30 protein-coding genes are annotated in these 26,691 nt (G+C 27.2%); 19 read left to right on the top strand and 11 right to left on the bottom strand.

Annotated elements, in window-relative coordinates; all coding sequences use genetic code 11:
• Window positions 1-4: 4 nt before the first annotated feature.
• Complete coding sequence (locus AC8GER_RS03380) at window positions 5-1,948, top strand: Rne/Rng family ribonuclease (protein ID WP_506597470.1); 1,944 nt, start codon at window positions 5-7, stop codon at window positions 1,946-1,948.
• On the opposite strand, the gene AC8GER_RS03385 is transcribed toward AC8GER_RS03380, so the two are convergent.
• Together AC8GER_RS03385 and thiS are read right to left on the bottom strand one after the other, a co-directional pair.
• A complete protein-coding gene (locus AC8GER_RS03385; protein ID WP_506597471.1) occupies window positions 1,949-2,719 on the bottom strand; it encodes a thiazole synthase in 771 nt (256 codons plus the stop codon).
• Complete coding sequence (gene thiS / locus AC8GER_RS03390; protein ID WP_506597472.1) at window positions 2,720-2,923, bottom strand: sulfur carrier protein ThiS; 204 nt, start codon at window positions 2,921-2,923, stop codon at window positions 2,720-2,722. It lies immediately after the preceding gene.
• A 45-nt stretch (window positions 2,924-2,968) separates the two neighbouring features.
• Here thiS and aroQ point away from each other — a divergent pair, with 45 nt between their 5' ends.
• The 3 genes from aroQ to accC are packed head-to-tail and all read left to right on the top strand — an operon-like array spanning window position 2,969 to window position 5,193.
• On the top strand, window positions 2,969-3,409 hold the full coding sequence (gene aroQ / locus AC8GER_RS03395) for a type II 3-dehydroquinate dehydratase (RefSeq protein WP_506597473.1): 441 nt from the start codon (window positions 2,969-2,971) through the stop codon (window positions 3,407-3,409).
• On the top strand, window positions 3,409-3,852 hold the full coding sequence (gene accB / locus AC8GER_RS03400) for an acetyl-CoA carboxylase biotin carboxyl carrier protein (protein WP_506597474.1): 444 nt from the start codon (window positions 3,409-3,411) through the stop codon (window positions 3,850-3,852). The genes aroQ and accB overlap by 1 nt, the downstream gene beginning before the upstream one ends.
• A complete protein-coding gene (gene accC / locus AC8GER_RS03405) occupies window positions 3,853-5,193 on the top strand; it encodes an acetyl-CoA carboxylase biotin carboxylase subunit (RefSeq protein ID WP_029167144.1) in 1,341 nt (446 codons plus the stop codon). It begins immediately after the preceding gene.
• Between the two features lie 2 nt (window positions 5,194-5,195).
• Here accC and AC8GER_RS03410 read toward each other — a convergent pair whose 3' ends face one another.
• Window positions 5,196-5,555 carry an NADH:ubiquinone oxidoreductase subunit NDUFA12 gene (locus AC8GER_RS03410; RefSeq protein WP_506597475.1) on the bottom strand — a complete coding sequence of 120 codons (360 nt, stop codon included), beginning with the start codon at window positions 5,553-5,555 and terminating at the stop codon, window positions 5,196-5,198.
• A gap of 124 nt (window positions 5,556-5,679) precedes the next feature.
• On the opposite strand from AC8GER_RS03410, the gene AC8GER_RS03415 reads away from it, so the two are divergent.
• On the top strand, window positions 5,680-6,525 hold the full coding sequence (locus AC8GER_RS03415) for a TSCPD domain-containing protein (protein WP_029167142.1): 846 nt from the start codon (window positions 5,680-5,682) through the stop codon (window positions 6,523-6,525).
• Here AC8GER_RS03415 and aspS read toward each other — a convergent pair.
• A complete protein-coding gene (gene aspS / locus AC8GER_RS03420; RefSeq protein WP_506597476.1) occupies window positions 6,522-8,312 on the bottom strand; it encodes an aspartate--tRNA ligase in 1,791 nt (596 codons plus the stop codon). The genes AC8GER_RS03415 and aspS overlap by 4 nt on opposite strands.
• 40 nt (window positions 8,313-8,352) lie before the next feature.
• Between aspS and AC8GER_RS03425 the strand changes: the two genes are divergently transcribed.
• Window positions 8,353-9,213 (top strand): ribonuclease D, encoded by an 861-nt coding sequence (locus AC8GER_RS03425; protein WP_506597477.1) that lies wholly within the window; start codon window positions 8,353-8,355, stop codon window positions 9,211-9,213.
• Here the strand turns inward: AC8GER_RS03425 and AC8GER_RS03430 are convergent.
• Window positions 9,206-9,868 carry a P-loop NTPase family protein gene (locus AC8GER_RS03430; RefSeq protein WP_506597478.1) on the bottom strand — a complete coding sequence of 221 codons (663 nt, stop codon included), beginning with the start codon at window positions 9,866-9,868 and terminating at the stop codon, window positions 9,206-9,208. The two genes, AC8GER_RS03425 and AC8GER_RS03430, sit on opposite strands and share 8 nt — an antisense overlap.
• Window positions 9,869-9,969: 101 nt before the next feature.
• Between AC8GER_RS03430 and purM the strand changes: the two genes are divergently transcribed.
• A complete protein-coding gene (gene purM / locus AC8GER_RS03435) occupies window positions 9,970-11,022 on the top strand; it encodes a phosphoribosylformylglycinamidine cyclo-ligase (protein ID WP_506597479.1) in 1,053 nt (350 codons plus the stop codon).
• Entirely contained in the window at window positions 10,997-11,575 is a 579-nt protein-coding gene (purN, locus tag AC8GER_RS03440) for a phosphoribosylglycinamide formyltransferase (RefSeq protein ID WP_506597480.1), read from the top strand. The genes purM and purN overlap by 26 nt, the downstream gene beginning before the upstream one ends.
• 3 nt (window positions 11,576-11,578) lie before the next feature.
• Here the strand turns inward: purN and ndk are convergent, their stop codons facing one another.
• Window positions 11,579-11,980, bottom strand: a complete 402-nt coding sequence (gene ndk / locus AC8GER_RS03445; RefSeq protein WP_506597481.1) for a nucleoside-diphosphate kinase — start codon at window positions 11,978-11,980, stop codon at window positions 11,579-11,581.
• Between the two features lies 1 nt (window position 11,981).
• Window positions 11,982-13,448, bottom strand: coding sequence for a leucyl aminopeptidase (locus AC8GER_RS03450; RefSeq protein WP_506597482.1), 1,467 nt, complete (start codon window positions 13,446-13,448; stop codon window positions 11,982-11,984).
• A 28-nt stretch (window positions 13,449-13,476) separates the two neighbouring features.
• Here AC8GER_RS03450 and AC8GER_RS03455 point away from each other — a divergent pair, with 28 nt between their 5' ends.
• From AC8GER_RS03455 to rsmA, 6 genes are read left to right on the top strand one after another with little or no spacing between them, the layout of a single operon-like run.
• Complete coding sequence (locus tag AC8GER_RS03455; protein ID WP_506597483.1) at window positions 13,477-14,568, top strand: LptF/LptG family permease; 1,092 nt, start codon at window positions 13,477-13,479, stop codon at window positions 14,566-14,568.
• Entirely contained in the window at window positions 14,569-15,663 is a 1,095-nt protein-coding gene (locus AC8GER_RS03460) for an LptF/LptG family permease (RefSeq protein ID WP_506597484.1), read from the top strand.
• Window positions 15,653-17,968 (top strand): LPS-assembly protein LptD, encoded by a 2,316-nt coding sequence (locus AC8GER_RS03465; protein WP_506597485.1) that lies wholly within the window; start codon window positions 15,653-15,655, stop codon window positions 17,966-17,968. Before AC8GER_RS03460 ends, AC8GER_RS03465 begins: the two co-directional genes overlap by 11 nt.
• Window positions 17,969-17,980: 12 nt before the next feature.
• Window positions 17,981-18,595, top strand: a complete 615-nt coding sequence (locus AC8GER_RS03470; protein ID WP_506597486.1) for a SurA N-terminal domain-containing protein — start codon at window positions 17,981-17,983, stop codon at window positions 18,593-18,595.
• Entirely contained in the window at window positions 18,592-19,560 is a 969-nt protein-coding gene (locus AC8GER_RS03475; protein ID WP_506597487.1) for a PdxA family dehydrogenase, read from the top strand. Before AC8GER_RS03470 ends, AC8GER_RS03475 begins: the two co-directional genes overlap by 4 nt.
• Window positions 19,553-20,347 (top strand): 16S rRNA (adenine(1518)-N(6)/adenine(1519)-N(6))-dimethyltransferase RsmA, encoded by a 795-nt coding sequence (gene rsmA, locus AC8GER_RS03480; RefSeq protein ID WP_506597488.1) that lies wholly within the window; start codon window positions 19,553-19,555, stop codon window positions 20,345-20,347. The genes AC8GER_RS03475 and rsmA overlap by 8 nt, the downstream gene beginning before the upstream one ends.
• On the opposite strand, the gene gmk is transcribed toward rsmA, so the two are convergent.
• The 4 genes from gmk to fabD are packed head-to-tail and all read right to left on the bottom strand — an operon-like array spanning window position 20,327 to window position 22,879.
• Window positions 20,327-20,920 (bottom strand): guanylate kinase, encoded by a 594-nt coding sequence (gmk, locus tag AC8GER_RS03485; RefSeq protein ID WP_506597489.1) that lies wholly within the window; start codon window positions 20,918-20,920, stop codon window positions 20,327-20,329. The two genes, rsmA and gmk, sit on opposite strands and share 21 nt — an antisense overlap.
• A 5-nt stretch (window positions 20,921-20,925) precedes the next feature.
• On the bottom strand, window positions 20,926-21,165 hold the full coding sequence (locus tag AC8GER_RS03490) for an acyl carrier protein (RefSeq protein ID WP_029167127.1): 240 nt from the start codon (window positions 21,163-21,165) through the stop codon (window positions 20,926-20,928).
• Between the two features lie 57 nt (window positions 21,166-21,222).
• Window positions 21,223-21,963, bottom strand: coding sequence for a 3-oxoacyl-ACP reductase FabG (gene fabG, locus AC8GER_RS03495; RefSeq protein WP_506597490.1), 741 nt, complete (start codon window positions 21,961-21,963; stop codon window positions 21,223-21,225).
• Window positions 21,950-22,879 (bottom strand): ACP S-malonyltransferase, encoded by a 930-nt coding sequence (gene fabD / locus AC8GER_RS03500; protein WP_506597491.1) that lies wholly within the window; start codon window positions 22,877-22,879, stop codon window positions 21,950-21,952. Before fabD ends, fabG begins: the two co-directional genes overlap by 14 nt.
• 127 nt (window positions 22,880-23,006) lie before the next feature.
• On the opposite strand from fabD, the gene rpsF reads away from it, so the two are divergent.
• The 5 genes from rpsF (at window position 23,007) to alr (ending at window position 26,691) form a co-directional block, all read left to right on the top strand.
• Window positions 23,007-23,339: a 30S ribosomal protein S6 gene (gene rpsF, locus AC8GER_RS03505; protein WP_506597492.1), complete on the top strand. Its 333-nt coding sequence runs from the start codon at window positions 23,007-23,009 to the stop codon at window positions 23,337-23,339.
• A complete protein-coding gene (gene rpsR, locus AC8GER_RS03510) occupies window positions 23,339-23,620 on the top strand; it encodes a 30S ribosomal protein S18 (RefSeq protein WP_018207521.1) in 282 nt (93 codons plus the stop codon). Before rpsF ends, rpsR begins: the two co-directional genes overlap by 1 nt.
• A gap of 2 nt (window positions 23,621-23,622) precedes the next feature.
• Window positions 23,623-24,081 carry a 50S ribosomal protein L9 gene (gene rplI, locus AC8GER_RS03515; protein WP_506597493.1) on the top strand — a complete coding sequence of 153 codons (459 nt, stop codon included), beginning with the start codon at window positions 23,623-23,625 and terminating at the stop codon, window positions 24,079-24,081.
• 81 nt (window positions 24,082-24,162) lie between these two features.
• Window positions 24,163-25,602 (top strand): replicative DNA helicase, encoded by a 1,440-nt coding sequence (locus tag AC8GER_RS03520; protein ID WP_506597494.1) that lies wholly within the window; start codon window positions 24,163-24,165, stop codon window positions 25,600-25,602.
• Between the two features lie 6 nt (window positions 25,603-25,608).
• Window positions 25,609-26,691 (top strand): alanine racemase, encoded by a 1,083-nt coding sequence (gene alr / locus AC8GER_RS03525; protein WP_506597495.1) that lies wholly within the window; start codon window positions 25,609-25,611, stop codon window positions 26,689-26,691.

The following is a 26,691-nucleotide window of genomic DNA, read 5'->3' on the forward strand; positions in this document are numbered from 1 at the left end:
TATTATGTCTAAGGAATTACTTATCGATGCTTCGCATCCAGAAGAAACTAGAATTGCTATCAAGTCCAATAATGGAATTGAAGAATATGAATATGAAAATATTCATCGCAAAAATCTAAAAGGAAACATCTACTTAGGTAAAGTAAGTAGAATAGAACCATCTTTGCAAGCTGCGTTTGTGGATTTCGGAAACGAAAGACATGGATTTTTAGCATTTAACGATATTCAATCAGATTATTATCAAATCCCTCAAGCTGACAAAGATCGTATTAAAAAAGAAGAAGAAGAAGCTAGAGCAAAACTTTTAGAAGAAAACGATAAAGAAATTGTCGAGCACGCTGAACAAGGTGAAGATATTAATTTACAAGATAAATATTCATCTAATGGAGATCAAGATGAAGAGAGTATTGGAAACAAAGTTTCTAATGAAGAAAGTGATTCAAATGAAGAAAATCACGTTGAAGACAAGCCTAAAAATAACAGAAGTTTTTACAGATTTAAAAGATATCGTATTCAAGAAGTAATTAAGCCTGGACAAATAGTTTTAATTCAAATCGTAAAAGAAGAGCGTGGAAAAAAAGGTGCAGCTTTAACAACTTTTATATCACTTGCTGGCAAATACATTGTGTTAATGCCAAACACAGCAAAAGGTGGTGGGATTTCTAGAAAAATTTATAGCTCTAGTGATAGAAAAAAAATGAAAGAAATTATTAATGACATAGAACTTCCAAAAACAATGGGATTAATCATTAGAACCGCTGGTGCAAACAAAACTAAAAATGAGATTAAAGATGATTTAACAAACTTATTAGGCACTTGGGAAGAGATAAGAAAGAACACTTTAAAATCTATTGCTCCAAGTGCAATTCATGAAGAAGAAGATTTGATTGCCAGAGCAATTAGAGATTTTTACAGCAAAGACATTGATAGTATTATTGTTGATGGTGATAAAGCATTCGAGGCTGCAAAAAAATATGCAAAAAAAATCTCAAGTGCTCATGTAAAAAACGTTGTAAAATATAAAGGTAAGATTCCTATATTTCATCATTACAATATTGAAAAATATTTAAATTCAATTTTTGAACCTAGAATAGAATTAAAATCCGGTGGTTATATAATTATAAGTCCAACTGAGGCTTTGGTTTCGATCGATATTAACTCTGGTAGATCCACTAGGGAAAGAAATGTTGAAAAAACAGCTTTAACAAACAATCTAGAAGCGGCGGAAGAGATCGCAAGACAAGTTAAGTTAAGAGATTTAGCTGGTCTTATTGTTATCGATTTTATCGATATGGAAAATTATTCCAATAAAAGGTTGGTTGAAAGAAAATTAAGAGAGTCATTAAAAAATGATAAAGCAAGAATTCAATTTGGAAGAATAAGTAATTTTGGTCTTCTTGAAATGACAAGACAAAGATTAAGAGAAAGCTCTATTAAATGGGAAATTCAGTTATCCGTTGATTCATTTGCGCTTAAAATTCTTAAATTATTAGAAGAACGAGCATTCAGTGATGAAAAAATTAAAATTATAGATGTGTGTTTATCTAAAAAAATAATTGATATTTTAAATAATACTTATTCAACTGAACTTAAATTTTTTAAAGACAAATATAAATTTAAAATTAATTTAGTTCAAAATGCTGAATTTTTAAGCCAAGAATTTTTGTTTAGTTTTTATGATGCTAAAAAGAAAATAATTAGTGAGTTTAATGGCACAGAAGTTAAAGAAGATATTTCGCCTAAAGAAAAAACTGAACTAAAAGAAAAAACTGAAAACTCCACTAAACAGGATGTTAAAGAGAGTTTAGAAAAAAAAGAGGATAGCATCGATAAAAAAAAACATGATGGCTATAAGGGTAAAAGAAAAAAATTCTTTAATAAAAATAGATTTAAAGACAATAAAAGACCTAAAAAGAAGGAAGCTTCACCAGGTAAAGAAATAAGTTAATTACTCAATAAGTCCTTCAAATGGACTTGATGGATTTGCGGTTACTTTCTTTTTAATCCTTCCTGCAATAAAGGATTTTCTTCCAGCTATCACCGCATCCTTCATGGCTTCAGCCATTAAGATTGGATTTTTAGCCTCCGCTACTGCAGTGTTAACTAAAACTCCATCGCAGCCTAATTCCATTGCTATAGCTGCATCTGATGCACACCCTATGCCAGCATCAACAATAACTGGCACTTTAGACTGGGTCTTAATAATTGAGATATTAAATCTATTTTGAATTCCTCTTCCAGATCCTATTAATGATCCTAAAGGCATAATAGCTGCAGCGCCCATATCTTCCAATTGTTTACAAAGTATAGGGTCGTCTGAAGAGTAAACCATAACTTCAAAATTTTCTTTTTTTAAAACCTTTAAAGCCTCTATAGTTTCAATCATATTTGGATATAAAGTTTCTTTATCACCAAGCACTTCTAACTTTATAAGATTCCAACCTCCGGCATCTCTAGCTAATCTTAAAGTTCGCAAGGCTTCTTCAGCTGTATAACAGCCAGCAGTATTTGGAAGATAAGTAATCTTTTTGGGATCTAAAAAATCAACCAACATTGGTTCTTTTGGGTTTGTAACATTCACTCTTCTTACTGCAACAGTTACAATTTCCACTTCAGCGGCTTTAATCGCTTTTGCAGTTTCTTCAAAACTTTTATATTTTCCTGTGCCAAGAATAAGACGTGACTTATATTTTTTTCCAGAAATAATTAGATCTTCCAATTAACCACCTCCTATAAAATGAACAATTTCAACTCGATCTTTAGCTGATAAAATTTTTTTAGCATAATTATCTCTTGGCAACACTTCTTCATTAATTTCTATAGCTACTTTTTTTTCTGAAAGCGACAATGCCTCTAATAAAGAAATTATATTAGTTTTTTCTTTTATATTATGAGGTTTTCCATTCAAAATGATTTGTATCATGTTGGATTTAAGCTATTTTTAAATTATAACATATCATTTTCTTTTATGAATATAGTAATTATTAACGGTCCAAATCTTAATCTTTTAGGCGAAAGAGAACCAAAGATTTATGGCAAAGAAACTCTTAAATCGATTGAAAAAAATTGTAAAGAGCATGCTAAAAAAAATAAAATTAAAATAGATTTTTTTCAATCTAATATTGAAGGTGAGATCGTAACTAAAATTCAAAAATCTAGAGATAAATTTGATGGCCTAATAATTAATGCCGCAGCTTTTACTCATACATCTATTGCAATATTAGACGCTTTAAATCTTGTTAAAATACCTAAAATAGAAATTCATATTTCTAATATCTTTCACAGAGAGGAATTTCGTCATAAATCATTGATTAGCGGAGCTGTTAATGGTCTAATTTGTGGTTTAGGATCTTATGGGTATATTTTAGCAATAGACGCTATTAAAAAAATAATTAAAGATAATAAATAATGAAAATAGATAAAAAAATTATTAAAGAACTTTCTGATTATTTAGATGAATTCAATCTAACTGAGATTGAATATTCTGAAAATAACGTAAAGTATAAAGTTAGCAAATCTAGCAAAGGTGTTGTTCATGAACAGATAGTATCTACTAGTAATCAACCAAGATCATCTTCTTCTGTTTCTTCGCCTGTTGCTGCTGACAATATTAATAAAGCTAATATTATAAAATCACCTATGGTTGGAACTGCTTATTTAGCTCCAGAACCTGGCGCAAAACCATTTGTAACAGTTGGTGCTAATATTAAAAAAGGGCAAACAATTATTATTATCGAGGCAATGAAAACTATGAACCATGTTCCATCTACTAAAGATGGAATGGTTAAGAAAATATTAGTTACCGATGGTGAAGCGGTAGAATTTGATCAGGACTTAATCCTAGTCGAGTAAATGATTAAAAAAATACTTATAGCAAATAGAGGCGAAATAGCCGTACGGGTAATACGAGCTTGTAAAGAACTTGAGATAGCAACAGTTGCTGTGCACTCAACTGCTGACAATGAGTCTATGCATGTAAGGTTAGCTGATGAAAGTATATGTATTGGATCTCAAAAAGCTCAAGATAGTTATTTAAATATTCCATCTTTAATATCAGCAATAGAGATCACGGGCGCTGATGCAGTTCATCCTGGTTACGGATTTCTTTCTGAAAACTATAAATTTGCAGAAATTTTAGAACAACACAAAATAAAGTTTATAGGTCCAAGCTCTGAGCTTATTAGAAAAATGGGTGATAAAATTGAAGCTAAAAAAATAGCAAAAAGTTTAGGACTTCCAATTGTGTCTGGTTCTGAAACTGGAATAAAAGATATTAGTGAAGCAATAAAAATATCTAAAGAAATTGGTTTTCCAGTACTTATTAAAGCTGCTGGTGGTGGTGGTGGTAAAGGGATGAGAATTGTTCATTCTGAAGATAAATTAGAAGAAAATATTAAAATTGCACAAACAGAAGCTAAGAAATTCTTCAATAATGACGAAGTTTTTATTGAAAAGTTTTTTGAAAACCCAAGACATATTGAAGTTCAAATTTTATCAGACGGCAAAGATAATACAGTTCATTTAGGAGAAAGAGACTGCTCCGTTCAAAGAAGATATCAAAAAATAATAGAGGAAAGTCCTTGTCCAGTTATTAATGATGAACAAAGAAAATACTTACTGGATGTTTCTGTAAATGCTATTTCAAAACTTGGCTATGAAGGAGCTGGAACTCTTGAATTTATTTATGACAAAGGAAAATTTTATTTTTTAGAGATGAATACAAGATTACAAGTAGAACATCCTGTTACAGAAGAAGTAACTGGAATTGATCTTGTTAAACGACAAATTGAAATAGCCTCAACGGGTAAATTAAATTTACAGCAAAAAGATATTATTTTTTTTGGTCATGCTATTGAATGTAGAATAAATGCTGAAGATCCAAGTAAAGATTTTTTACCAAGTGCTGGAACAATAAAAACTTATAATCAACCCTCAGGTCCAGGAACAAGAGTTGATAGTTGCGTGTTTCAAGGATGTAAAATTCCGCCTTATTATGACAGTTTAGTTGCAAAACTTATTTGTCATGGCAGAGATAGAGCCTCTGCGATTTCTAGATTAAAAAGATCTTTAGATGAATTTGTTATTGAAGGAGTAAGCACAACAATAGATCTTCATAAAAAAATATTAAGAAATGAAGATTTTATTAATTCAAAATATGACGTTAATTGGCTATCTAAAACTAAGTTCTATTAGTTTTAAGGACGCCAACTTTCATAATCGGCTTTTGTCTGTACCTTATATTTATTAGGACTATAGGCTTCTTTAGTTCCTGTCTTATTTTGTTGATGATCTTTCTGCCATTCATATTTTGAAAATTCAGCCTTAGTTGGAACATCTTTAATTAAATGATGTATCCATGCATGCCACTCTGGTGGAATTTTGGTAGCTTCTACTTCTGTATTAAAGATAACCCATCTTCTATCTTTACTATCCACATAATATTTATTTTTAGAATCATCGATACCAACAAGTTTTCCAAAAAAAAGTGTATTTAAAAATGTTCCAATAGTCTGACCATTCCACCAAGTAAAAATAATTTTAAGAAATTTAATCATTAAAAAATTTATATTTTAAGATATCCACAAAAGTTTTCTATTTCAAGTTGTCTGTTTTTAACTAGACACTTATTACAGATTAAAATAGTGATTTAAAATCAATAATTTTTTTAAGAATCAAAAAATGTCTAAATATATTGCTGAAAGTTTTTATACCTGCTTATTTAAAATTACACATAATTTACAAGAATTAACTAACGAAGCTCTTCAAGAGATTGATAGTAGAAAAGACGGAAAAGTTGAGGTTTTAGACGTTAAATTTAATAAAAGAAAAACTAAATCACTAGCTGAAATACAGTCTAATAAAACTCAAAGCAAAGAGCAGGAACTTAAGGAAATTTCCAGTCAAAAAATTAGTGAAGATATAACTTCTACTATTTTTAATAATATTAAAGATAACAAAACTTCATCTTTGTCCATTGAAAACAAAGCTTTCAGTGAAAGAAGAAAAATGCCTGATCGCAGAAAAGGCTATATCCAAAAAGCTATGATTGGTGATCATAAAGTTTATTTGCATATCGGCGAATATGACGATGGCAGAGTTGGTGAAATATTTATTGATACGAATAAAGAAGGTGAACTTGTAAGATCTTTAATGAATAATTTTGCAATCGCAATATCATTGGGTTTGCAGTATGGGGTTCCACTAGAAGAATATGTTGATGCTTTCATTAACACTAAATTTGAACCGTCTGGAAAAGTTAAAGGTAATGATAGAATTTTATCAGCTTCTTCGATTTTAGATTATCTATTTAGAGAACTTGCAATTTCTTATCTTGGAAGAGAAGATCTTGCGCACACTCCTTCTATTAAAAAAACTGATCAGGCAGAAGACTCTGAAGAAAATGCTCAGCTTATTGACGTTCTTAAAAATATTACGAGCAAAGGTTTCTTAAGAAATCAGTACAAAGAAAAATTGGTAGATCTAAGTAATATTAGATTAAATATTAAGAGCAAAAAAATAAATTAGTCTTTTTTAACTAATTTAATATTTAATTCTTTTAATTGTTTTTCTGAAACATCCGAGGGAGCATTCATCATTAAATCTTGAGCATTTTGATTTAACGGGAACATAGTAACTTCTCTTATATTTTTCTCACCAGCCAACAGCATTATAATTCTATCGATTCCAGGTGCTATTCCCCCGTGTGGTGGTGCGCCATAAGATAAAGCATTAATCATGCCGCTAAATTTATTATCAACTTCTTCTTTTGAATAACCTGCTATTTTAAATAATTTATACATTAATTCTGGAACGTGGTTTCTAATTGCTCCAGATGAGAGTTCGATCCCATTACAAACAATATCGTACTGGTAAGCCAGCAATTCCAATGGGTCCGTTTTATCGATTAAATCTATGGGTGTTTGTGGCATAGAAAATGGGTTATGACTAAAATCGATTTTCTTATCAATTTCATTATATTCGAACATTGGATAATCAGTGACCCAGCAAAATTCAAATACGTTATCTTTTATTAATTCTAAATTTTTTGCAATCTCGGTTCTTGCCCACGCTGAAAATTTTTCAGCATTTTTCTTAACATCACATACGAAGAATATAGCATCACCGCCTACAGCATTAATTTTTTTACATAAAGTGTTTATTGCATCCTCAGAGAAGAATTTAGCTATAGGTCCTTTACCTTCTAATTTCCCATTATTACTTTCAAGAATAATATAGCCTAATCCTGAAGCCCCTTCGGTTTTGGCTCCTTTATCTAAATTATCAAAAAAGCTTCTTGGTTTAGAAGATACATTTTTTGCAACCATACATCTTACAACTGATTTTTTTTGTATTAACTTTTTAAATATTTCTAATTTAACATCTTCTCTTTCGAAAATTTCAGTGACGTCATTAATTTCAATTGGATTTCTTAAGTCTGGCTTATCTGTTCCAAACTTTAACATTGCATCTTTATATTTAAATCTTTTAAAAGGAGTTTTGCTAACTGAATAACCTTTGTTAAATTTTGTAAAAACCTCATGAAGTAACGGCTCAACTACTTGAAAAACATCTTCTTGTTCAACGAAAGACATCTCAATATCTAATTGGTAAAATTCGCCTGGACTTCTGTCTGCTCTTGCGTCTTCATCTCTAAAACATGGTGCAATTTGAAAATACTTATCAAAACCAGATACCATTATTAATTGCTTAAATTGTTGAGGCGCTTGTGGGAGCGCGTAAAACTTTCCAGGATTTAATCTGCTCGGAACTAAAAAATCTCTTGCTCCTTCTGGACTAGAAGAGGTTAAAATTGGGGTTTGATATTCTAAAAAACCAAGGCTCTCCATTTTTTTTCTAATAAATGAAATCACATTAGATCTTAAAATAATATTTTGATGTAATTTTTTTCTTCTCAAATCCAAATAACGATACTTCAATCTTATTTCTTCTGCATATTCTTGGTCACTAAAAACGGGCAAAGGGAGTTCTTTTGTTGAGCCTAAAACATTAAAACTTTTAATTAAGACCTCTATTGAGCCCGTTGAAAGTTCTTTATTAATCGTCTCTGGAGTTCTTGCAACAACCTCTCCTTCTATTCGTACAACTGTTTCTAATTTTATTTTTTCTAGTGCTGAAAAATATTCATTTTTATTATCAATAACACACTGAGTCATTCCATAGTGATCTCGTAAATCAATAAATAATAAATGACCATGATCTCTCTTTTTATGAATCCACCCAGACAGAATAGTTTGCTTACCAATATTATTAATTGTAAGTTCTGCGCAATTGTGAGTTCTATATTTATTCAAATCAAACCAGCCTTTTTAATAATAAATTGAGATACAGTTAATGTTCAAAAAAAACAATCATAATTTCTCATTTATTAAAAACAATAAAGAACTAGATCACTTTATTACAAAGATTAAAAATAATAAAAAATTTTTCTTTGATACAGAATTTGAAAGAAGATCAACTTATAAAGCTATTATATCTGTAATAGTTATTTTTGATGGAAAAAATATTGGCATTATTGATTGTTTAGAAAAAAATATTAACTTCAAAAAAATATTTAAATTTTTAAATAAAAAAAATATTACCTTAGTAATTCATTCTTGCAGGCAGGATTTAGAAATATTCTTATCTTTAGTTAAAAAAATATTATTTAGTGTTTTTGATACACAGATGGCGGCTTTACTTAATGGTTATCATGAGGCTCCTTCTTATAAAAAATTAGTCCAAGATTTTTGTAAGATTAGTTTAGACAAGTCGTTACAGAAAGAAGATTGGCTAAAAAGGCCAATTAATAATGAGAGAATTAATTACTTAATAAATGACGTTTATTATCTAAAAATAATTTTTAATAAATTAAATAATAAATTAGTTAGAAAGAATAAAGTAAAATTATTTAATAAACTTATTAAAAAAGAAATTTTTAAAATTTCTCATGAAGATTATCCTATAATATTTAAGAAGAAATTAGGAAACGATATTTTAAAAAATAAAAAATTTATTAAAATAATAAATTTTAGAAATAAAATAGCAAAAAAAATAAATCTACCGAAAAATTGGGTTTTTTCTGATAAGGAAATTATAAGTAATATAAAAAATGAGGGAAATTTTATTAATTCTAAAAATCTAAATAATATTGAAATTAAAAATTTAACTAAACTAATTGCTAATTTTAAAAAAACTTTTAATAAAGTTAACTGATATTAGCTAATGCTTGATTAATAATTTTTGTATTTATTTTTTTTTTATATAACAAGGACAATTCATCTAAGTTTTTAACAAACTTTGAGGCAGCATCATAACTTCTCTCAATATTTTTTAAAATAAAATTAACTTCTTTCGTAGTAATATTAATTTGTTTATCAGATAGCATCTTCGTTAAAATCTGAGAGAACAAATCATCGGAAGGATTAGTGATTCCAACCGATACTAATGAGTTTAAGCGTGAAATTAAATCTTTTAATTTAAAAGAAAGGCTTCCCGCTAATTTGTTTGAAGTTAAATAGATAAATTTATTTTTACTTATAAAATCATTTAAAGTCGTTTGAAACAAAACCTCATCATTAAATAATTCTATATTTTCTATAATCAAAACTTTTTGATTTAGTATTGAGTTCAAATTATCTTTATTAATACTTCCTCCTTCAAAAACTTTAGAATCAGTTTTGTCAGAGAAAATTTTTGTCAGATAAGATTTACCTGATTTTTTTGGACCATAAATATTGATTCCTTTAAAAGTCCAATTTGGCCATTCTTTTATTAATTTGTAAGCTTCGTAATTATTTTCTCCTATACAAAAATCTTCCTCATAATAAAAACTTTTATCTGGAAATTTAAAAACTATTTGATCTTTCATAAAAAAACATAAAACTACATTATTTTTATAAAAAATCTTATTTAAAAACTGATTGTAAAATAAGAAAACAAGTGTATTGCTGAAGTGTTAATATTTTTTTAATGAATAATTCAAATTTTACCTATCTTAAAAGTGGTGTAGATATCGAAAAAACCACAAATCTAGTTAAGTTTATTTCTAAATTATCAAAATCCACAAAAATTAAAGGAAGTGAAATTAAAAACTTTAAGAACATAGGAGGCTTTGGATCAGTATTTGATCTAGGGCAGTATAAAATTAAAAACCCTCTTATTGTAACTTCAACTGATGGGGTTGGAACTAAGCTAGAAATGGCAAATCATCTAAATGATTTTAGGACGATCGGTATTGATTTAGTTGCAATGTGCGTAAATGATTTAATTGTACAAGGTGCAAAACCTGTTGTCTTTTTAGACTATATTGCAATTCCAAAAGTTATTGAAAAAAAATATAAGCAAATATTATCTGGGATTGCAAAAGGGTGCAGAATTGCTGGCTGTTCTTTATCCGGTGGTGAGACGGCAGAAATGCCTGGGGTATACACAGGAGATTCTTTTGATTTAGCTGGCTTTGCTGTTGGGATTGTTGGAAAACAAAATGTTATCACTGGGAATTCAATTAAACATGGGGACATAATATTAGGAGTGCCTTCAACAGGAGCTCATTCTAATGGATATTCTTTAATAAGAAAAATTTTGAAAGATAAAAAAATTAAAGTTAAAAATAATAAAAAATTATACAAAGAACTTTTAACACCTACTAAAATTTACGTTAAAGAAATATTAAAACTGCACAGCATGAAATTAATTAAAGGCTGCGCTCATATCACGGGTGGGGGAATTATTGAGAATTTACCTAGAGTAATTCCTAATAATTATACCGCAGTAATAGATCTTTCAAAAATTAGACCGAATAAAGTTACAAAATGGATTAAATCAAATGGTGTTCATGATCATGAAATGCTTAAAACGTTTAACTGCGGTGTCGGCTTTTGCATAATTGCAGATAAAAAAAATTATAAAAAAATATTTAATGTTTTTAATAAGTCGTCAAAGCCTTATGAAATAGGAACCGTAATAAAGAGTAATAATAATAATAAAATTATATTAAATGAAAAAGTTAACTGGAAATATTAATGTTGGCGTTTTTATTTCTGGTAGAGGTTCTAACTTAAAAGAATTAATTAAATACTCTAAAAAAAATAATACTAATTGGAAAATCAAATTAGTTATTTCTAATAAAAAAGAAGCCAAAGGATTGAAATATGCTAAAAAAAATAAAATTATAAATTACGCAATAGAGAAAAAAAAAACTCAGTTTGAAAAAAGAGCTTTTAGCTATCTAAAAAAAAATAAAATTAATTTATTATGCCTAGCAGGCTTTATGAGAATTTTATCAAAAGAGTTTATTAAAAATTGTAAATTTAAAATTATTAATATTCATCCTTCGCTTCTTCCAAAATACAAAGGCTTAAACACTCATGAAAGAGCTATAAAAGCGGGTGATAAATATGCAGGATCTACCGTTCATTACGTAACCGCAAAACTTGATTCTGGTAAAAAAATATTACAAACAAAAGTTAAAATTCTTAAAAAAGACAAACCAAATTCTCTAGCAAAAAGAGTTTTAAAGGCGGAGCATATAATTTATCCAAAAGCAGTAGATATCGTTTGTAGTAAAATAGTTTAAAAACTATTCTTTAAAGAAAAAATCGATCTCTATTTTTGCGTTTTCTTTACTATCAGAACCATGAACTGAATTTTTATCTAAAGAAATACCGTATAAATTTCTTATAGTTCCTTTAGCTGCATCTTTGGGGTTTGTTGCTCCCATAATTTCTCTATTTTTAAGAACGGCATTGTCACCTTCTAACACCATAACCACAACCGGACCTGAACTCATATAAGTGCAAAGGTCATTAAAAAATGGTCTTTCTTTATGAACAAAATAAAATTCTTCAGCCATTTTTTTAGATAAGTTAATTTTCTTAATTGAATGAATTGTTAAAGAATTTTTTTCAAAAATACTGACTATTTGACCAATCACATTTCTTTCAACAGCATCGGGTTTAATTATTGATAAAGTCTTTTCCATATTATTCGTAATACTTTTCTACAAATTTATTTAATAATTTAACGCCATAACCAGTTGCTCCTGTTGGTATAGTTTCTAAATCTTTCTTTGTCCAAGCCATGCCAGCGATATCTAAATGAGCCCAAGGAGTACTGTTCTTTAAAAATCTCTGTAAAAATTGAGCTGCTGTAATAGACCCCGCTCCTCCTGAATAATTAATATTCTGAATGTCTGCAATTTTTGAGTCCATTAACTTGTCGTAGTTTTTATGTAATGGAAATCTCCAAAGTTTTTCATTTTCGATTTCTCCTGCTTTAATTAATTTTTCTGACAACTTATCATTATTAGAAAATAAACCCGCATACTCACTCCCCAAAGAAACGACTATCGCTCCTGTAAGAGTTGCTAAATCAACTATTAATTCCGGCTTATACTGTTCATCGATATAATAAATTGCATCCGCAAGTATTAATCTTCCTTCAGCATCTGTATTTAAAACTTCAATTGTTTTGCCAGAGTAGGATTTTACAATATCACCGGGTCTTTGAGCTGAACCACCGGGCATATTCTCAACTAACGCAACTGCTCCAACAACGTAAGATTTTGACTTTCTAAGAGCTAAAGTTTTCATCAAACCAACAACGGCTCCAGCTCCGGCCATATCATATTTCATATCCTCCATGAATTTAGCTGGTTTTAAAGAAATGCCACCGGTATCAAAACAAACTCCTTTTCCAATAAAAGAAAGTGGTTTTTTATTTTTTGAATTACTTGGCTTCCATGCAATAGTTACAAAATAAGGTAAATTTTTACTTCCTTGAGAAACACCTAATAAAGCGTTCATTCCAATTTTTTTCATTTTTGAATAATCAAAAACATCTACTTTAAGACCTAGTTTAGAAAGTTTTTTAATTTCAGAAACAAATCTTTCTGGATTTAAATAATTTGGAGGTTCAGAAACTAGGTCTCTTGTTAAAAAAACTCCATTAATAATATTTTCAATATTATTTTTAATCTTAATAAAAAAATTTTTATTTGATGAAGTAATTAAGAGATTTATTATTTCTTTTGCATTTTCATTTTTTTTAAAAATTGTTTTATATTTTGTAAAAGAATATTTTTTTAAAAAACACCCTAAAAAAAAATTAAAATAATAATTTTCTAAGGATTTATTTTCATTAGAAAAAATAACATTAATTTCTTTTGCTGATTTAATTTCGCTAATAACCTTGCCGCCAATATTTTGATTCTTAAATTCGTCTTTATTATCTTTTTGATTTATAAAAATAATTTTTTTTGGTTTTGAGCTATGGTAATTAAAAACAAAATAATCTTCATCTTTATTTTTTAACAAAAGAGAATTAATTTCTTTATAATTTATATCAATGAATGATAGTTTTTTAAAATTAAAAGAAAAATTCTTTTCACAGAAAAAAATATAAAAATCTGAGTTATTATTTACATTTGGAATTATCTTTAAATCTAACATAGTGATATAAGATCATATACATATCAAAATGAAAAAAAACAAGTTGGGATACTATTTTATACAAGAGTTTTTAAAGAACTATTTTTCTATTCTCCTTGCATTTGGACTTATTATTTGGATCACTCAAGCTGTTAGACTGCTAGATTTGATTGGTGAAGATGGCAATTCAATTAAAACTTATTTTTTATACATCTTATCGATAATACCAAAATATTTTTCAAAAATATCTTTAATAATATTTTTTATATCTTTTGTCGTAACAATTTCAAAATTTGAAGATCATAACGAGCTTCGGGCACTTTGGTTTTCAGGTTTAGAAAAAAAGAAATTTATAAACTACTTAATAAGATCATCCGTTATACTTATAGTAATACTAGTAATTGTCAGATGTTTTATAGTTCCATATTTTTCTAATTATTCAAGACATCTGCTTTTAAATACTGGAGTTGGGGCCATTGGGCCTTTATTAAAACAAAATAATTTTAACAATCCTCTTAAAAAAATAACTATTTATGTCGGGAAAAAAAATCAGATTAATGAACTTGAAGATATTATTTTATTTGAAGATAGTGAAGATATAAAAAAAACAATAATAGCAAAATCTGGCGTTGTTGTTAATGAGAATAATAAAAATTTACTTGTTCTTGTTGAAGGTAGTATTCAAGAAGAACGAAAAGATAAAAAAATTTCTATATTAGATTTTGACAAAACAACACTTGATCTAAGTCAATATAATAAAAAAACATTAGAGTATTATAAGTTTAACGAAATGTTTTTTTTTGAATTAATAAAAAGACTCAATAACAAAAATGATTCACAGCTCACTAATATAGTTGGTGAGCTAAATGATAGAATTATAATGCCTTTATTTATTCCTTCATTAGTTTTATTGGCGTGTTTTTTAATTATAACAAACAAAGAGGTTATAAATAATAATTTTCTGAAAATAATAATTTTTGCTTATGGGATTGCAATTATAATAATTAGTGAAATATTATTGGATCTTAGTTCAAAAAAATTATATGCAAGTCTATTTTTATACGTCACTCCTTTTTTATTTTTAATAATAAATTGGGTTTTATTAAATTACTTTCTTAATAGAGAAAATATTAAATCATAAATGCTAAAATCAATAAACAGGTACATAATCAATGAATATATTAAGAGTTTATTAGTTGTTATAGTGGTGATGCTTTCAATTGTTCTTTTGATTAATTTGCTGGATGAATTTAATTTTTTTAAATCAAAAAAAGATCTTAAATTTATATTTTTTATAATATTTACAATATTAAAAATACCCAATGTATTAATAAATTTATTTCCTTTTATAGTTTTATTTGGCGGAATTGTTTTTTATTTAAAAATTTATAATCATAATGAAGTTATTTCATTAAGAGTGATGGGTTATTCAAATATACAAATTATATTAATCCCTGCTTTAACTTCATTTGTTATTGGATATATAATTGTATTTTTAATTGTGCCCTTCTCTTCCTCAATGTTGAGATACTATGAAGATTTAAGGTCCGAATATAATGAGACAAAAAATTTAGTATTTGTTAATGAAACTGGAATATGGATTCTTGATAAAAATGAAAAAGAAAAAAATATAATAAGAATAGAAAAAATTAATAAAGATTTCTCAGCAGTAAGTCAAATTACTATTTATAACTATGACTCTTCTAATAATTTCATTAAAAGAATTGATGCCACTGAGGGATTTATAAAAGATAAAAATTGGCAACTTAATAAAGTTCATATTATCTCTTCAAATAAAAAAAGTAATAAAGAGAATTATTTAAATAATTATAATTACATAAGTAATGTAAATATTAGCGAACTAAAAAATGTATACAAAAATACTGATACTACTTCCTTGCTGGACATCAACAAAGAGATGTCGATATTAGAAGATAAAGGATACTCAACTATAGACCTTAGAATCAGGTATCAAAAGTTAATATCCTTTCCTATTTACTTATTAGCCATGTCTATACTTTCTGGATTGATGATTATTAATTTAGGAAAAACTTCTAATTACCTCAAATATGGAAGCTACGGAGTAATAATAAGCATAATAATTTATTTTCTAAATGATTTATCAATAACAATAGCTAAATCAGGGATAATATCTGTGGATTTTTCAGTATGGATACCTATATTTCTCATAATTTTAATAAATTTAGTTGGAATTACTCAAGTTAATGCAAAATAAAATTGTTTTTATATTATTTTTTGGAATATTTTTTTTAAAAGCCAATATTGTTTATACGCAGCAGAAAGATATTTATAATTTTTCTGCAGATAAATTAACGTATTCTCAGGATAACAATATTATTGAGGCTATAGGAAATGTAGTAGCTAAAAATCAAGAAGGAAAACAAATCTCCGCTGATAAAATTTTATATAATAAGGCAAATCAACTTTTAAAAACTTTTGGAAATTCGAAATTTTCTGACAACAAAAACAGAACTCTAACTGCTGACAATTTTGAATACGATTTAGAAAAAAAAATTATTTCTGCTGAAAATAAAGTAAAGTTTTTAGATAATTATAAAAATATTTATTATTTCAGTAAACTAAAAGCTGACGATAAATTTAATGAAATCATTGGATACAATCTTAGCTCTGATCTTAACAAAGAAAAATTTCAGTCTAAGGATAAGTTTAATGAATTTATAGAACCACGACTTTCTGGAAAAGAGGTAAGTATAAAAGACAATATAACAATAATTAAAGATGGAAAATTTACATCATGTAAATCTACAAATGAGAAGGAAGGGTGTCCTTATTGGAACCTAAACGCAAATTTAGTAACTCATGATAAAGAAAATAAAAAAATTACTTATAAAAATGCAACTTTAGATTTAAACAATGTTCCAATTTTATATACTCCTTATTTTTCACACCCTGACCCAAGTGTAAAAAGAGAGGCTGGTTTTTTAGCTCCATCATTTTCTTCGTTAAGCTCAGATATTGGAGCTACAATTAAAACTCCTTATTTTTATCCAATATCTCAATCAGCTGATTTTACAGTTAGTCCTGTTTATTATTTTAGACAAAATCCTTTATTGTTAGGCGAGTACAGAGAAAAATATAAAAACGGAGATTTGTCAATTGAAGCTGGCTTTACCGAAGGTTACAAAGAAATAACTGCATCACAAACTGACGGTTCAAGACGTCATTTATATGGTAATTTAAATCTTAATTTTACAGACAAAGTTTTAGATCAAAGTGAATTTAACGCAAAATTTCAGAGAGTAAATAATCCAACTTATTTAAGAGTTAATAAAATAAATTCTACTTTTGATGGATTTAAAAGAAATCTTGTAAAAGAAGATGAAACAAAATTAACTAATGAAATATATCTTAATTCTTTTGGAAAAAATGAAAGTCTAAATTTCAAAACAGCTGCGTATCAAAATATTAGTACTTCAAAATCTTCTGACCAATACGAATATCTTTTGCCGGAAATTATTTATTTAAAATACAATTTGCTTAATAATAACGGTCTAAATTTTAGTACAAATTTTAAGAGTTTAAATACAAGCACTAATCAAAATAAAACAACTTTTATTAACAATTTAGATTATTCGACAGCAGAATCTTACAATACAAATCTTGGTATTGGATATAAATTTCTTACAAAAATTAATAATATTAACTACTATTCTGATTACAGAAATCCAAATGAAAACCTGAATAGTCAAATTAATCCAGTGGTAGGTCTTGATACGTCACTACCATTTGCCAAGTTATCAAAAGAATCTGAACAATATTTAATACCTAGAATACTTACTCGTTATTCTCCTGGAAAAATGACTAATGCAAAATCTAACGATACATCTTTGAATACTGATAATTTATTCTCAATAAATAGAATGAACTCAGATGAATTAATTGAAAAAGACTTCTCTTTTAACATTGGCTTAGACTGGGTGTGGAAAGAAAAAAATATAAATAAAAATAAACCAGCTGAAGCTGGAATTTCAATAGGTCAGGTTATAAAATTCAATGAAGATCCTGATATGCCTACAAAATCTTCTCTTCAAAATAAAAACTCTGATTTGGTAACCAAGGCAACTTATTTAAGTCCAGGAAATTTTGATGTAACTCTTAAAAACACATTAGATAATAGCTTTAAGCATATTTATTATAATGATATAAATTTAAAAACTTTTTTAAAACAAGGTGAAATTAATTTTAATTTCTATGAAAAAAATAGTCACATTGGAAATGAAAGATACGCAAAAGCAAATTTGACTTCGTATTTAACTGATAACACTAAATTAACAATTTCAACTGATAGAAATCTAAAAACAGATTTAACTAATTCTCATAAATTAGGAATTGAGAATGAAAATGAATGCATAAGATATGGTTTTTATTTACAAAAAAACTACTCATCAGATAAAGACTTAAAGCCAGCAACTAGTGTCTTTTTTGGAGTAACATTGCTACCATTTGGAGATAATTATACAACATCAAATATATTGCCTTCAATTGCTGGAATACAATAATTCTAAAAATAAATGGGTAAAAAAATTTTTTTACTAATATTTTTTGTATTTTTTTTAACTAACTCTAAAGCAAAACAATTAACTAATAACGTAATAGTTTCTATTGATAATTCAATAATTACGGACCTTGATATAAATAAAGAAATTAATTTTTTAAAATTTATTAACAAAGATCAAACTGCTAATAATCCAGAGCTATTAAAAAAAGAAATTGTTAATAGTTTAATAGATAGAAAAATCAAAGATATAGAAACAAATTACTTTAAAATTGAAGTTTCAGAAAAGGAAATCGAAATTAGCTTATATAATTACTTAGAAAGAATTAAAATTAATAATGAAATTCTCAATTCTTTCTATAATCAAAATGAAATAGAGAAAGATTATTTAAAAAATATAATAAAAATTGATATGAAGTGGTCAAAATTAGTTAGGCAGATGTATGAAAGTAGACTTAATGTTAATTTAACAGAAGTTAACAAAGAACTAGAAAAAGAACAAAACAATTCTGTAGATGATGAAAAATTGAAACGACAACTAATTATTACTGAACAAAACAAACTTTTAAACAAGTACTCAGCCACTCATCTAGAAAAGAGTAAAAAAAAATATTTAATTAAATTTCTGTGAAAAAAAATATTATAATTGTTCTAGGAGAGCCTAATAGTATTTCCTCTGAAATTTTTCTTAAATCAATTAATTATATAAAAAGGACAAAATTAAATTTCATAATCATTGGAAACTATTCACTATTAAAAAAACAGGCAAATTATTTAAATTTTAAAAAAAATATAAATTTTAGATTATCTAAAATAGACAATTTACCAAAAGTAAAATTTAATTTTATTAATATAGATTATAAGCAATCAAAACCTTTTGATCTAAAAACTAATAAATCAGATACATTTGTCAAAAAATGCTTTGAATGTGCAGTGCTCTTGCTTAAAAGAAAATTAGCTTGTGGGCTTATTAACCTCCCAATTAATAAGTCGAAATTTACAAAAAATAGATACAATGGAATTACCGAATATATTGCAGATAAAACTAATAACAAAAACAAAGAAAATATGCTTTTGTTTAATGAAGCTTTTTCTGTTCTACCTTTAACAACCCATATTCCTATAAAAAAAGTTTATAAAGATATTACATATAAAAAAATTGAGAAAGCGTGCAAAAATATAAATAATTTTTATTTAAAAACTATTAAAAGGAAAAAATTTAAAATCGGCATTCTTGGTCTAAATCCGCATAATGGAGAAAATGGATATATAGGAAATGAAGAAAAAAGAATAATTATACCAGCAATAAAAAAACTTAGAAAAAGATATCCAATAATAGGTCCACTTTCACCCGATACTAGTTTTTTACAAAGAGCTAAATTAAAAATTGATGTCTTAATCGGTCACTATCATGATCAAATTCTAACAACTTTCAAAACTAAATTTAATTATGATGCTATAAATATTACAATTGGTTTACCATTTCTAAGAATTTCTCCAGATCATGGGGTTGGTACGGAAATTATAGGAAAAGGGGTTGCGGATCCAAAAAGCTTTAAGAAAGCAATAAAGTTTTTTTCTCAATATAATGTTTAAGCATAAAAAGAAACTTGGTCAAAATTTTTTAATTAATAAAGAAATAATAAAAAAAATTGCAGACATAGGTAACGTTGAAAAGAATACTAATATAATTGAGGTAGGACCCGGTACTGGTAATTTAACTGAAGAATTGCTAAAAAAAAATCCAAAAGAAATTTTTGCAATCGAGTTTGATAAAGATTTAAGTAATTATTTAGATAAAATTAAAAATAATTACAAACATTTTAATTATAAAATTTCTGACGCTTTAACTTTTGATGAAAGGAGTGTTTTTAAAAAAAATTCAATAATTTATGGCAATCTTCCTTATAACATTTCCCTAAAATTATTAATTAAATGGATTTACTCTGATCCGTGGCCTCCTTTTTATGATCAAATGATTTTAATGTTTCAAAAGGAAGTTGCAGAGCGAATTGTAGCGACCTCTAATAATAAAAAATATGGAAGAATATCTATACTAACTGATGCCAGGTTAGATGTTAAATTTCATTTTAATATTTCCAAAAAAGAATTTAATCCTGAGCCAAAAGTTGATTCTTCAGTACTATCTTTCACTCCAAAAAAAAAAACTAATTTTAAATTAAATGATTTAGACATTTTGTCAGATCTAACAAAAGTTATATTTAATACTAAAAGAAAAATGATTTCTAAAACTCTTAAAAAATTACTTAATGAAAAAGAGCTTAAAATTATAGATTTTGATAATATTAAAAATTTAAGACCAGAAAATCTAGATTTTAGTTTTTACTATAAATTAGTGGATTTAATTAAAAGTAGATCTTAATTCTCTTTCAATTTTAATTATTTTGGTAATTTGTTCAAAACAATTTTCTACTTCTTTGTTTACCACAACATATTTATAATCTTTCCAATGGTTAATCTCATCTTTTGCCATTTTCATCCTTTGATCAACTAATTCTTTATTTTTTTCTTCTCTTTTTTTAAGTCTATTTTCTAAATCAATAATGCTGGGTGGTAAAATAAATACTGGAACAATATCTAATGGCATTATTTTTTTAACCTGTTCTGTTCCTTGCCAATCAATATCAAATAAATAATCTTTTCCCTGAACCAAACTATCTTCTATTGGTCCTTTTAAAGTGCCGTAATAGTTTCCAAATACTTTTGCCTGCTCTAAAAATTTATTTTGATTAGACAGTTCTTGAAATTTATTAACATCAACAAAATTATAATCTACACCATCTATTTCGTTTGGCCTTGGAGTTCTGGTTGTATAAGAAATTGATATTTTAAAATTACTATCGCTATCTTGAATTTTTTTAGCAAGCGTTGTTTTCCCCGCCCCTGAAGGGGAGGATAATATTAAAATTAAACCTCTTTTTGATTTTAAAATCAAAAGAACTACTTAGCGGGATTGTTCTCAATAAATCTAATTGCGTCACCTACTGTTAGTATTTTTTCAGCCTCTGAATCTGATATTTCAGAGCCAAATTCTTCTTCAAACGCCATTACTAACTCTACGGTATCTAAACTGTCTGCGCCCAAATCGTCAATAAAACTAGCTTCATCTGTAACCTTAGCTTCATCAACACCTAAGTGTTCTACGATAATTTTTTTTACTTTTACTGCAACATCACTCATTTTTTAAACTCCCTTAATTATTAATGATTCTTTCAATAAATGAATAAATTAAATAAATCAAGCCATATACATTCCACCATTAACATGGATGGTTTCGCCTGTAATATAACTAGAAAGATCAGAAGCTAAGAAAAGAGCGCAATTAGCAATGTCGTTACCAGTACCTAATTTTCCCATTGGTATATTTTCTATAAGTTTTTTTTTAAATTCTTCATTAATATTTTTAGTCATCTTTGTATCAATAAAACCTGGTGATATGCAATTTACTCTAATATTTTTTTTCGCATATTCTTTTGCAAGACTTTTTGACATTGCTACTATTCCTGCCTTAGCACTTGAATAGTTAGCCTGTCCAAAATTTCCTGTATGACCAACTATTGAACTAATATTAATTATAGATCCTGAATCTTGTTTCATCATTGCTTTAATAGAATATTTACAAATCAAAAAAACAGCAGTTAAATTTATGTTAATTACTTTATTCCATTCTTCATCTGACATTCTAATTGCAAGATTGTCTTTTGTGACGCCGGCATTATTAATGACTATGTCCAATCCTCCTAATTTCTCTTTTGCTTCTTTAACTAACTCTTCAATCTTTTGATGATTTTCTAAGTTAAAATTAGAAGTTTTAATTTTTGGAAAATTACTTTGTATAGTTTTAAGATTCTCTACATTTGTTCCGATAGTAAATATATCAGCTTCTAATTTATAAAAGCTCTCTAAAATAGACAGTCCAATTCCGGCGGTGCCTCCAGTTATAAAAACTTTTTTATTTTTTAAATTAATTAAATTCATTGAATTGAATTATATTATCAATTGTAGTTGTTGTAAGTTCTTTTCCTATTCTTTTTATCATGCCTGTTAATGCTTTTCCCGGCCCTATTTCAATAAAATGCTTTACACTATTTTTTGCCATAAAATCTACAGATTCTCTCCATCTAACGTGATGGGTAATTTGTTTTGTAAGTAAAGAAGGTATTTCTTTAAAGTTATCAATTGTCTTGGCTGTAACATTAGAAACAATATTGATTTCTGGCTGTGAAAAATTTGTTTTTATTAAAATTTGACTCATCTTATCCGCTGAAGGTTGCATTAAAGAACAATGAAATGGAGCGCTTACTGGTAATAATATTGCTTTTTTACTATAGGTGTTTTTAAGATCCTCTACTATTTTATTAATCTTATCTTTATTTCCGCTTATAACTATCTGACCTGGACAATTATCATTTGAAATTTCAGCAACTCCATCACTAGATTTATTTTTATTTATCACTTCATTTATCAAATCTACTTCCGCACCTAATACAGCTGCCATAACTCCAACATTTACTGGAACCGCTTCTTGCATCGATTTTCCTCTTTCTTTTAAAATTTTAGCACCATCTTTTAAAGTTAAAGAGTTTGAGCAAATCAATGAGGTGTATTCACCCAAAGAATGACCTGCAAAAAAACTATAGTCTTTTAAATCTTTTATTTTTTGTTTTTTTAAAGTTTTGTAAATAGCAACTCCTACAGTCATTATGGCTGGCTGAGTGTTTTCCGTAAGGTCTAAGGTTTCTTTAGGTCCATTTAAAATAATATTTGATAATTTAAAACCTAAAGCATCATCAACCTCATGAAAGACCTCTTTAGCTTCGCTAAAAGTGTCATAAAAATCTTTTCCCATACCAACATACTGAGAGCCCTGCCCTGGAAATACGATTGCTTTCATAATTAAGTAAGTAATTATAACAAAATTAACACTGTTGTATTAAAAAAAAAAAAATTATATATTGCCCTGACTTTCTCGACTTTAATATTAAGGTTGGGATGCTAATTAAAAGCAACCAAAAGATAGAATGAATTATTACGAACATACCTACATAGCTTCTCAAAGCTTAAATAATAAAGACCTTTCTGATCTACATCAAAAAATTGAAGATCTAATAAAAAAAAATAAAGGAAAGATTGAAAAGAAAGAAAATTGGGGACTTAGACAATTAGCTTACCCGATTAAAAATTTTAAGAAAGGTTATTATACAAATTTATACTTTTCTGGAGAGCCAACAGCTATTCAAGAGCTAGAAAAGATTGAAAGAATTGATTCAAATATTTTAAGATTTATGACTATTAGAATAAAAAATATACCTGAAGAAAATTCAGAATTAGTTCAAAAAGAGGAGAGTAAATAATGAAAAGAAAAAATATTAAAAAAACTAAAAAGAATAATAATTCAAATTTAATGCTTTTTCAAAAAGCGACCACTAAATTTACTAGAGACTGTCCTTTAAGTGGGAAAGATGCTCCTGTAATTAATTACAAAAATTTAAAGTTATTACAAAAATACATATCTGAGACTGGAAAGATGTTACCTAGTAGAATAACTTCGGTTTGTTATGCAAAACAAAAAGAGTTATCTAATGAAATAAAAAAAGCTAGAATATTAGCTTTATTACCATTTGTAGCGGATTAATTATGGAAGTTATACTTTTAGAAAATATTAAAAAATTAGGAAAAATTGGTAGCAAGGTAAAAGTTGCTAATGGTTTTGCTAGAAATTATCTTTTAAAAAAAAACAAAGCGCTAGTAGCGTCAAAAGAAAATTTAGCTATTTTTGAAAAAAGAAAAGATGAACTAAACAAAAAAAATAATGATTTAAAAAATGACGCTGTAAAAATTCAAAAAGAAATTGATAAATTTGAATTAAAAATCACTAAAAATTCAATGGAGGGAGGAGCCTTATACGGTTCTCTAACGATAAAAGAAATTATCCAAAATTTAGAAACACATAATTTTAAAAATATTTCAGCAAATATGATTGAGCTTAAAGAGCAAATTAAAAAAATTGGTGACTATATAGTAATAATAAATTTACATGCAGATGTTCAGGCTTCAATAAAAGTAAAAGTTGTTTCGGTTGAAAAAATAGTTTAACTGCAAAGTTATTAACTTATCCACATCATAAGAGTAAAAAATTATTCTATACTCATAACTTAAATAAATTTAAATGTTTCCATGAGCGCGGAAAATATTAGAATTTTAAATACCACTAAAGAATTACCCAACAATATAGAGGCTGAACAAATAATATTAGGATCAATCCTAGTAAATAACGAAATATTTGACGAAATCTCTACTATTGTTAATGAAAATATATTTTTTGATCCAGTTCATCAAAAAATATTTCATTATTTAAATAAATTAATCAGCAAGGGGTTACTTGCAAGTCCAATCACTTTAAAAAATTATCTAGAAAATGAACAGTCATTAAAAGAATTAGGTGGCAATGAATATATTGCAAAACTTACGAGACTTTCCACTTCTGCTTTTCAAGCTAAAGACTATGCTAAAGTAATTTATGATCTTCATTTGAGAAGAAAACTGATTGAATTATCTGAGAACACATTAACAGAGGCTAATAATAAAAATTTAGAATATACGGCTGAACAATTAATAGAAGGAACAGAAAAAAAACTTTTTGATCTTGCTGAACGAGGCAAATTTGACAGATCATATATGTCGTTTGAAAAAGCTCTTGGCGAAACTGTCGATATGGCCATGCGTGCCTTTAAGAATGACGAAGGTATAGTTGGAGTGCCAACAGGTCTTCGTGATTTAGATGAAAGGCTTGGTGGAATGCACAAAGGAGATCTAGTTATCATCGCTGGAAGACCTTCTATGGGAAAGACTGCTCTTGCAACTAACATCGCTTTTCATGCTGCAAAAAAAATTATGGAAAAAAAAGAAGGAAAGTCTTCTGTTGCTTTTTTTTCTTTAGAAATGTCATCTGAGCAATTATCAACTAGAATATTAGCTGAACAATCAAGAATTAGATCAAATGATATAAGAAGAGGAAAAATTACTCAGGAAGATTTAGAAAAATTTATCGAAGCTTCAAAAAATATTAATGATCTTCCACTTTATATCGATGAAACCCCTGCAATTAAAATTTCTACATTAGCAAATAGAGCACGAAGAATTAAAAGACTTCATGGTTTAGATTTAATTGTAGTCGACTATATACAGCTAATGACTACTGGAAATTTTAAATACGAAGGTAGAGTTCAAGAAATTGGAGAAATAACTCAAGGTCTAAAAGCTCTAGCAAAGGAACTAAGTGTTCCTGTTTTAGCTTTGTCTCAATTATCTCGTGCTGTTGAGCAAAGAGATGATAAACGACCTCAACTATCAGATCTAAGAGAGTCTGGTTCTATCGAGCAAGATGCCGATGTAGTTATGTTTGTATATCGACCAGAATATTATTTAGAGAAAAGCGAACCTCAAGCTGGAACGGCAGAACATATAACATGGCAAGAAAAAATGAGCCAAGTCCACAATCAGGCACTAGTAATAATTGGTAAACAAAGACATGGCCCTACAGGTATAATTAATTTAGAGTTTGAAAGCGCTTATACTAAGTTTAAAGATGCAAATAATATAAAATTTGATAATTAACCATGAATGCAATATTCGCATTCAAAATTAACTATAAATTTAAATAATATTAAAAATAATCTTAATATTATCAAAAAATTTTCAAAAACGTCTATTTGTCCAGTTATTAAAGCTAATGCTTATGGTCTTGGCGATGTCCAAATTGCAAAATTTTTAATTAAAAATAAATGTAAAGATTTCTGGGTTGCAAATATCTCTGAAGCCATAAAAATAAAAAAAAATATATCAAATATTAATATTTATGTAGCAAATGGATTAAACAAAAATGAAGAACAGATATTCTTTAAAAATAAATTTATACCTATTCTTAATACTTATGAACAATTTAAAAAATGGACAAATTTTTTAAATAAAAAAAAATCTTTTAATAAATTAGCTATTCAAGTTGATACAGGAATGTGCAGATCTGGAATGCAGGATGAAGAAATTTTAAAAATATATAACGAACGATCAATAATTAAAAAATTTAAAGAAGTTATAATATATACTCACCTTGCAAGCGCTGATGAGAAAAAAAGTAAATATAACATGATTCAAAAAAATAGATTTTTAAAAATAAAATCAATGTTTAATTTTCCAAATTGTAAATTCAGTCTAGCTGCTTCAGGGGGGATATTTTTAGGAAAAGAATATCATTTTGATATAGTGAGACCCGGAATTGCTTTATATGGTGGAAAATTATTTTTTAATAAAAGATTAAAAAATGTAGTCTCTTTGACATCTCCTGTTATTCAAATAAATCGTCTTAAAAAAGGTGAGACCGCAGGTTACAATCAAAGCTACAAAGCAAAAAAAAATATAGTAACAGCTACCATTCCCCTTGGATATGCTGATGGTGTTAAAATCAAAATATCAAATATAGGCCATGTATTTTATAAAAATATCAAACTTCCAATGATCGCAAGAATATCCATGGATTTAATGATAGTTGATGTTACTAGAGTTAAAAATAAAATTAAAATTGGGAATTATTTAGAAGTGTTTGGGAAAAATTTAAATTTAGATGGTTTTGCAAAAGTGTCTGAAACTTCTCCTTATGATATTATTACATCCGTCTCTGAAAGATGTGAAAGAGTGTACATTAATTAA

This window comes from Fontibacterium abundans (SeqCode) (assembly GCF_965235095.1).
In the GTDB taxonomy this organism is placed as follows: domain Bacteria; phylum Pseudomonadota; class Alphaproteobacteria; order Pelagibacterales; family Pelagibacteraceae; genus Fontibacterium; species Fontibacterium abundans.

Coding starts and splice junctions, on each gene's coding strand:
- accC (WP_029167144.1), top strand. CDS start 3,853: ATGATTAAAAAAATACTTATAGCAAATAGAGGCGAAATAGCCGTACGG.
- rpsF (WP_506597492.1), top strand. CDS start 23,007: ATGAATTATTACGAACATACCTACATAGCTTCTCAAAGCTTAAATAAT.
- AC8GER_RS03490 (WP_029167127.1), bottom strand. CDS start 21,165: ATGAGTGATGTTGCAGTAAAAGTAAAAAAAATTATCGTAGAACACTTA.
- AC8GER_RS03520 (WP_506597494.1), top strand. CDS start 24,163: ATGAGCGCGGAAAATATTAGAATTTTAAATACCACTAAAGAATTACCC.
- rsmA (WP_506597488.1), top strand. CDS start 19,553: ATGTTTAAGCATAAAAAGAAACTTGGTCAAAATTTTTTAATTAATAAA.
- fabD (WP_506597491.1), bottom strand. CDS start 22,879: ATGAAAGCAATCGTATTTCCAGGGCAGGGCTCTCAGTATGTTGGTATG.
- AC8GER_RS03425 (WP_506597477.1), top strand. CDS start 8,353: ATGTTCAAAAAAAACAATCATAATTTCTCATTTATTAAAAACAATAAA.
- AC8GER_RS03380 (WP_506597470.1), top strand. CDS start 5: ATGTCTAAGGAATTACTTATCGATGCTTCGCATCCAGAAGAAACTAGA.
- AC8GER_RS03455 (WP_506597483.1), top strand. CDS start 13,477: ATGAAAAAAAACAAGTTGGGATACTATTTTATACAAGAGTTTTTAAAG.
- AC8GER_RS03430 (WP_506597478.1), bottom strand. CDS start 9,868: ATGAAAGATCAAATAGTTTTTAAATTTCCAGATAAAAGTTTTTATTAT.
- rplI (WP_506597493.1), top strand. CDS start 23,623: ATGGAAGTTATACTTTTAGAAAATATTAAAAAATTAGGAAAAATTGGT.
- AC8GER_RS03465 (WP_506597485.1), top strand. CDS start 15,653: ATGCAAAATAAAATTGTTTTTATATTATTTTTTGGAATATTTTTTTTA.
- purM (WP_506597479.1), top strand. CDS start 9,970: ATGAATAATTCAAATTTTACCTATCTTAAAAGTGGTGTAGATATCGAA.
- AC8GER_RS03410 (WP_506597475.1), bottom strand. CDS start 5,555: ATGATTAAATTTCTTAAAATTATTTTTACTTGGTGGAATGGTCAGACT.
- rpsR (WP_018207521.1), top strand. CDS start 23,339: ATGAAAAGAAAAAATATTAAAAAAACTAAAAAGAATAATAATTCAAAT.
- AC8GER_RS03470 (WP_506597486.1), top strand. CDS start 17,981: ATGGGTAAAAAAATTTTTTTACTAATATTTTTTGTATTTTTTTTAACT.
- AC8GER_RS03415 (WP_029167142.1), top strand. CDS start 5,680: ATGTCTAAATATATTGCTGAAAGTTTTTATACCTGCTTATTTAAAATT.
- fabG (WP_506597490.1), bottom strand. CDS start 21,963: ATGAATTTAATTAATTTAAAAAATAAAAAAGTTTTTATAACTGGAGGC.
- accB (WP_506597474.1), top strand. CDS start 3,409: ATGAAAATAGATAAAAAAATTATTAAAGAACTTTCTGATTATTTAGAT.
- ndk (WP_506597481.1), bottom strand. CDS start 11,980: ATGGAAAAGACTTTATCAATAATTAAACCCGATGCTGTTGAAAGAAAT.
- thiS (WP_506597472.1), bottom strand. CDS start 2,923: ATGATACAAATCATTTTGAATGGAAAACCTCATAATATAAAAGAAAAA.
- aroQ (WP_506597473.1), top strand. CDS start 2,969: ATGAATATAGTAATTATTAACGGTCCAAATCTTAATCTTTTAGGCGAA.
- AC8GER_RS03450 (WP_506597482.1), bottom strand. CDS start 13,448: ATGTTAGATTTAAAGATAATTCCAAATGTAAATAATAACTCAGATTTT.
- alr (WP_506597495.1), top strand. CDS start 25,609: ATGCAATATTCGCATTCAAAATTAACTATAAATTTAAATAATATTAAA.
- AC8GER_RS03460 (WP_506597484.1), top strand. CDS start 14,569: ATGCTAAAATCAATAAACAGGTACATAATCAATGAATATATTAAGAGT.
- purN (WP_506597480.1), top strand. CDS start 10,997: ATGAAAAAGTTAACTGGAAATATTAATGTTGGCGTTTTTATTTCTGGT.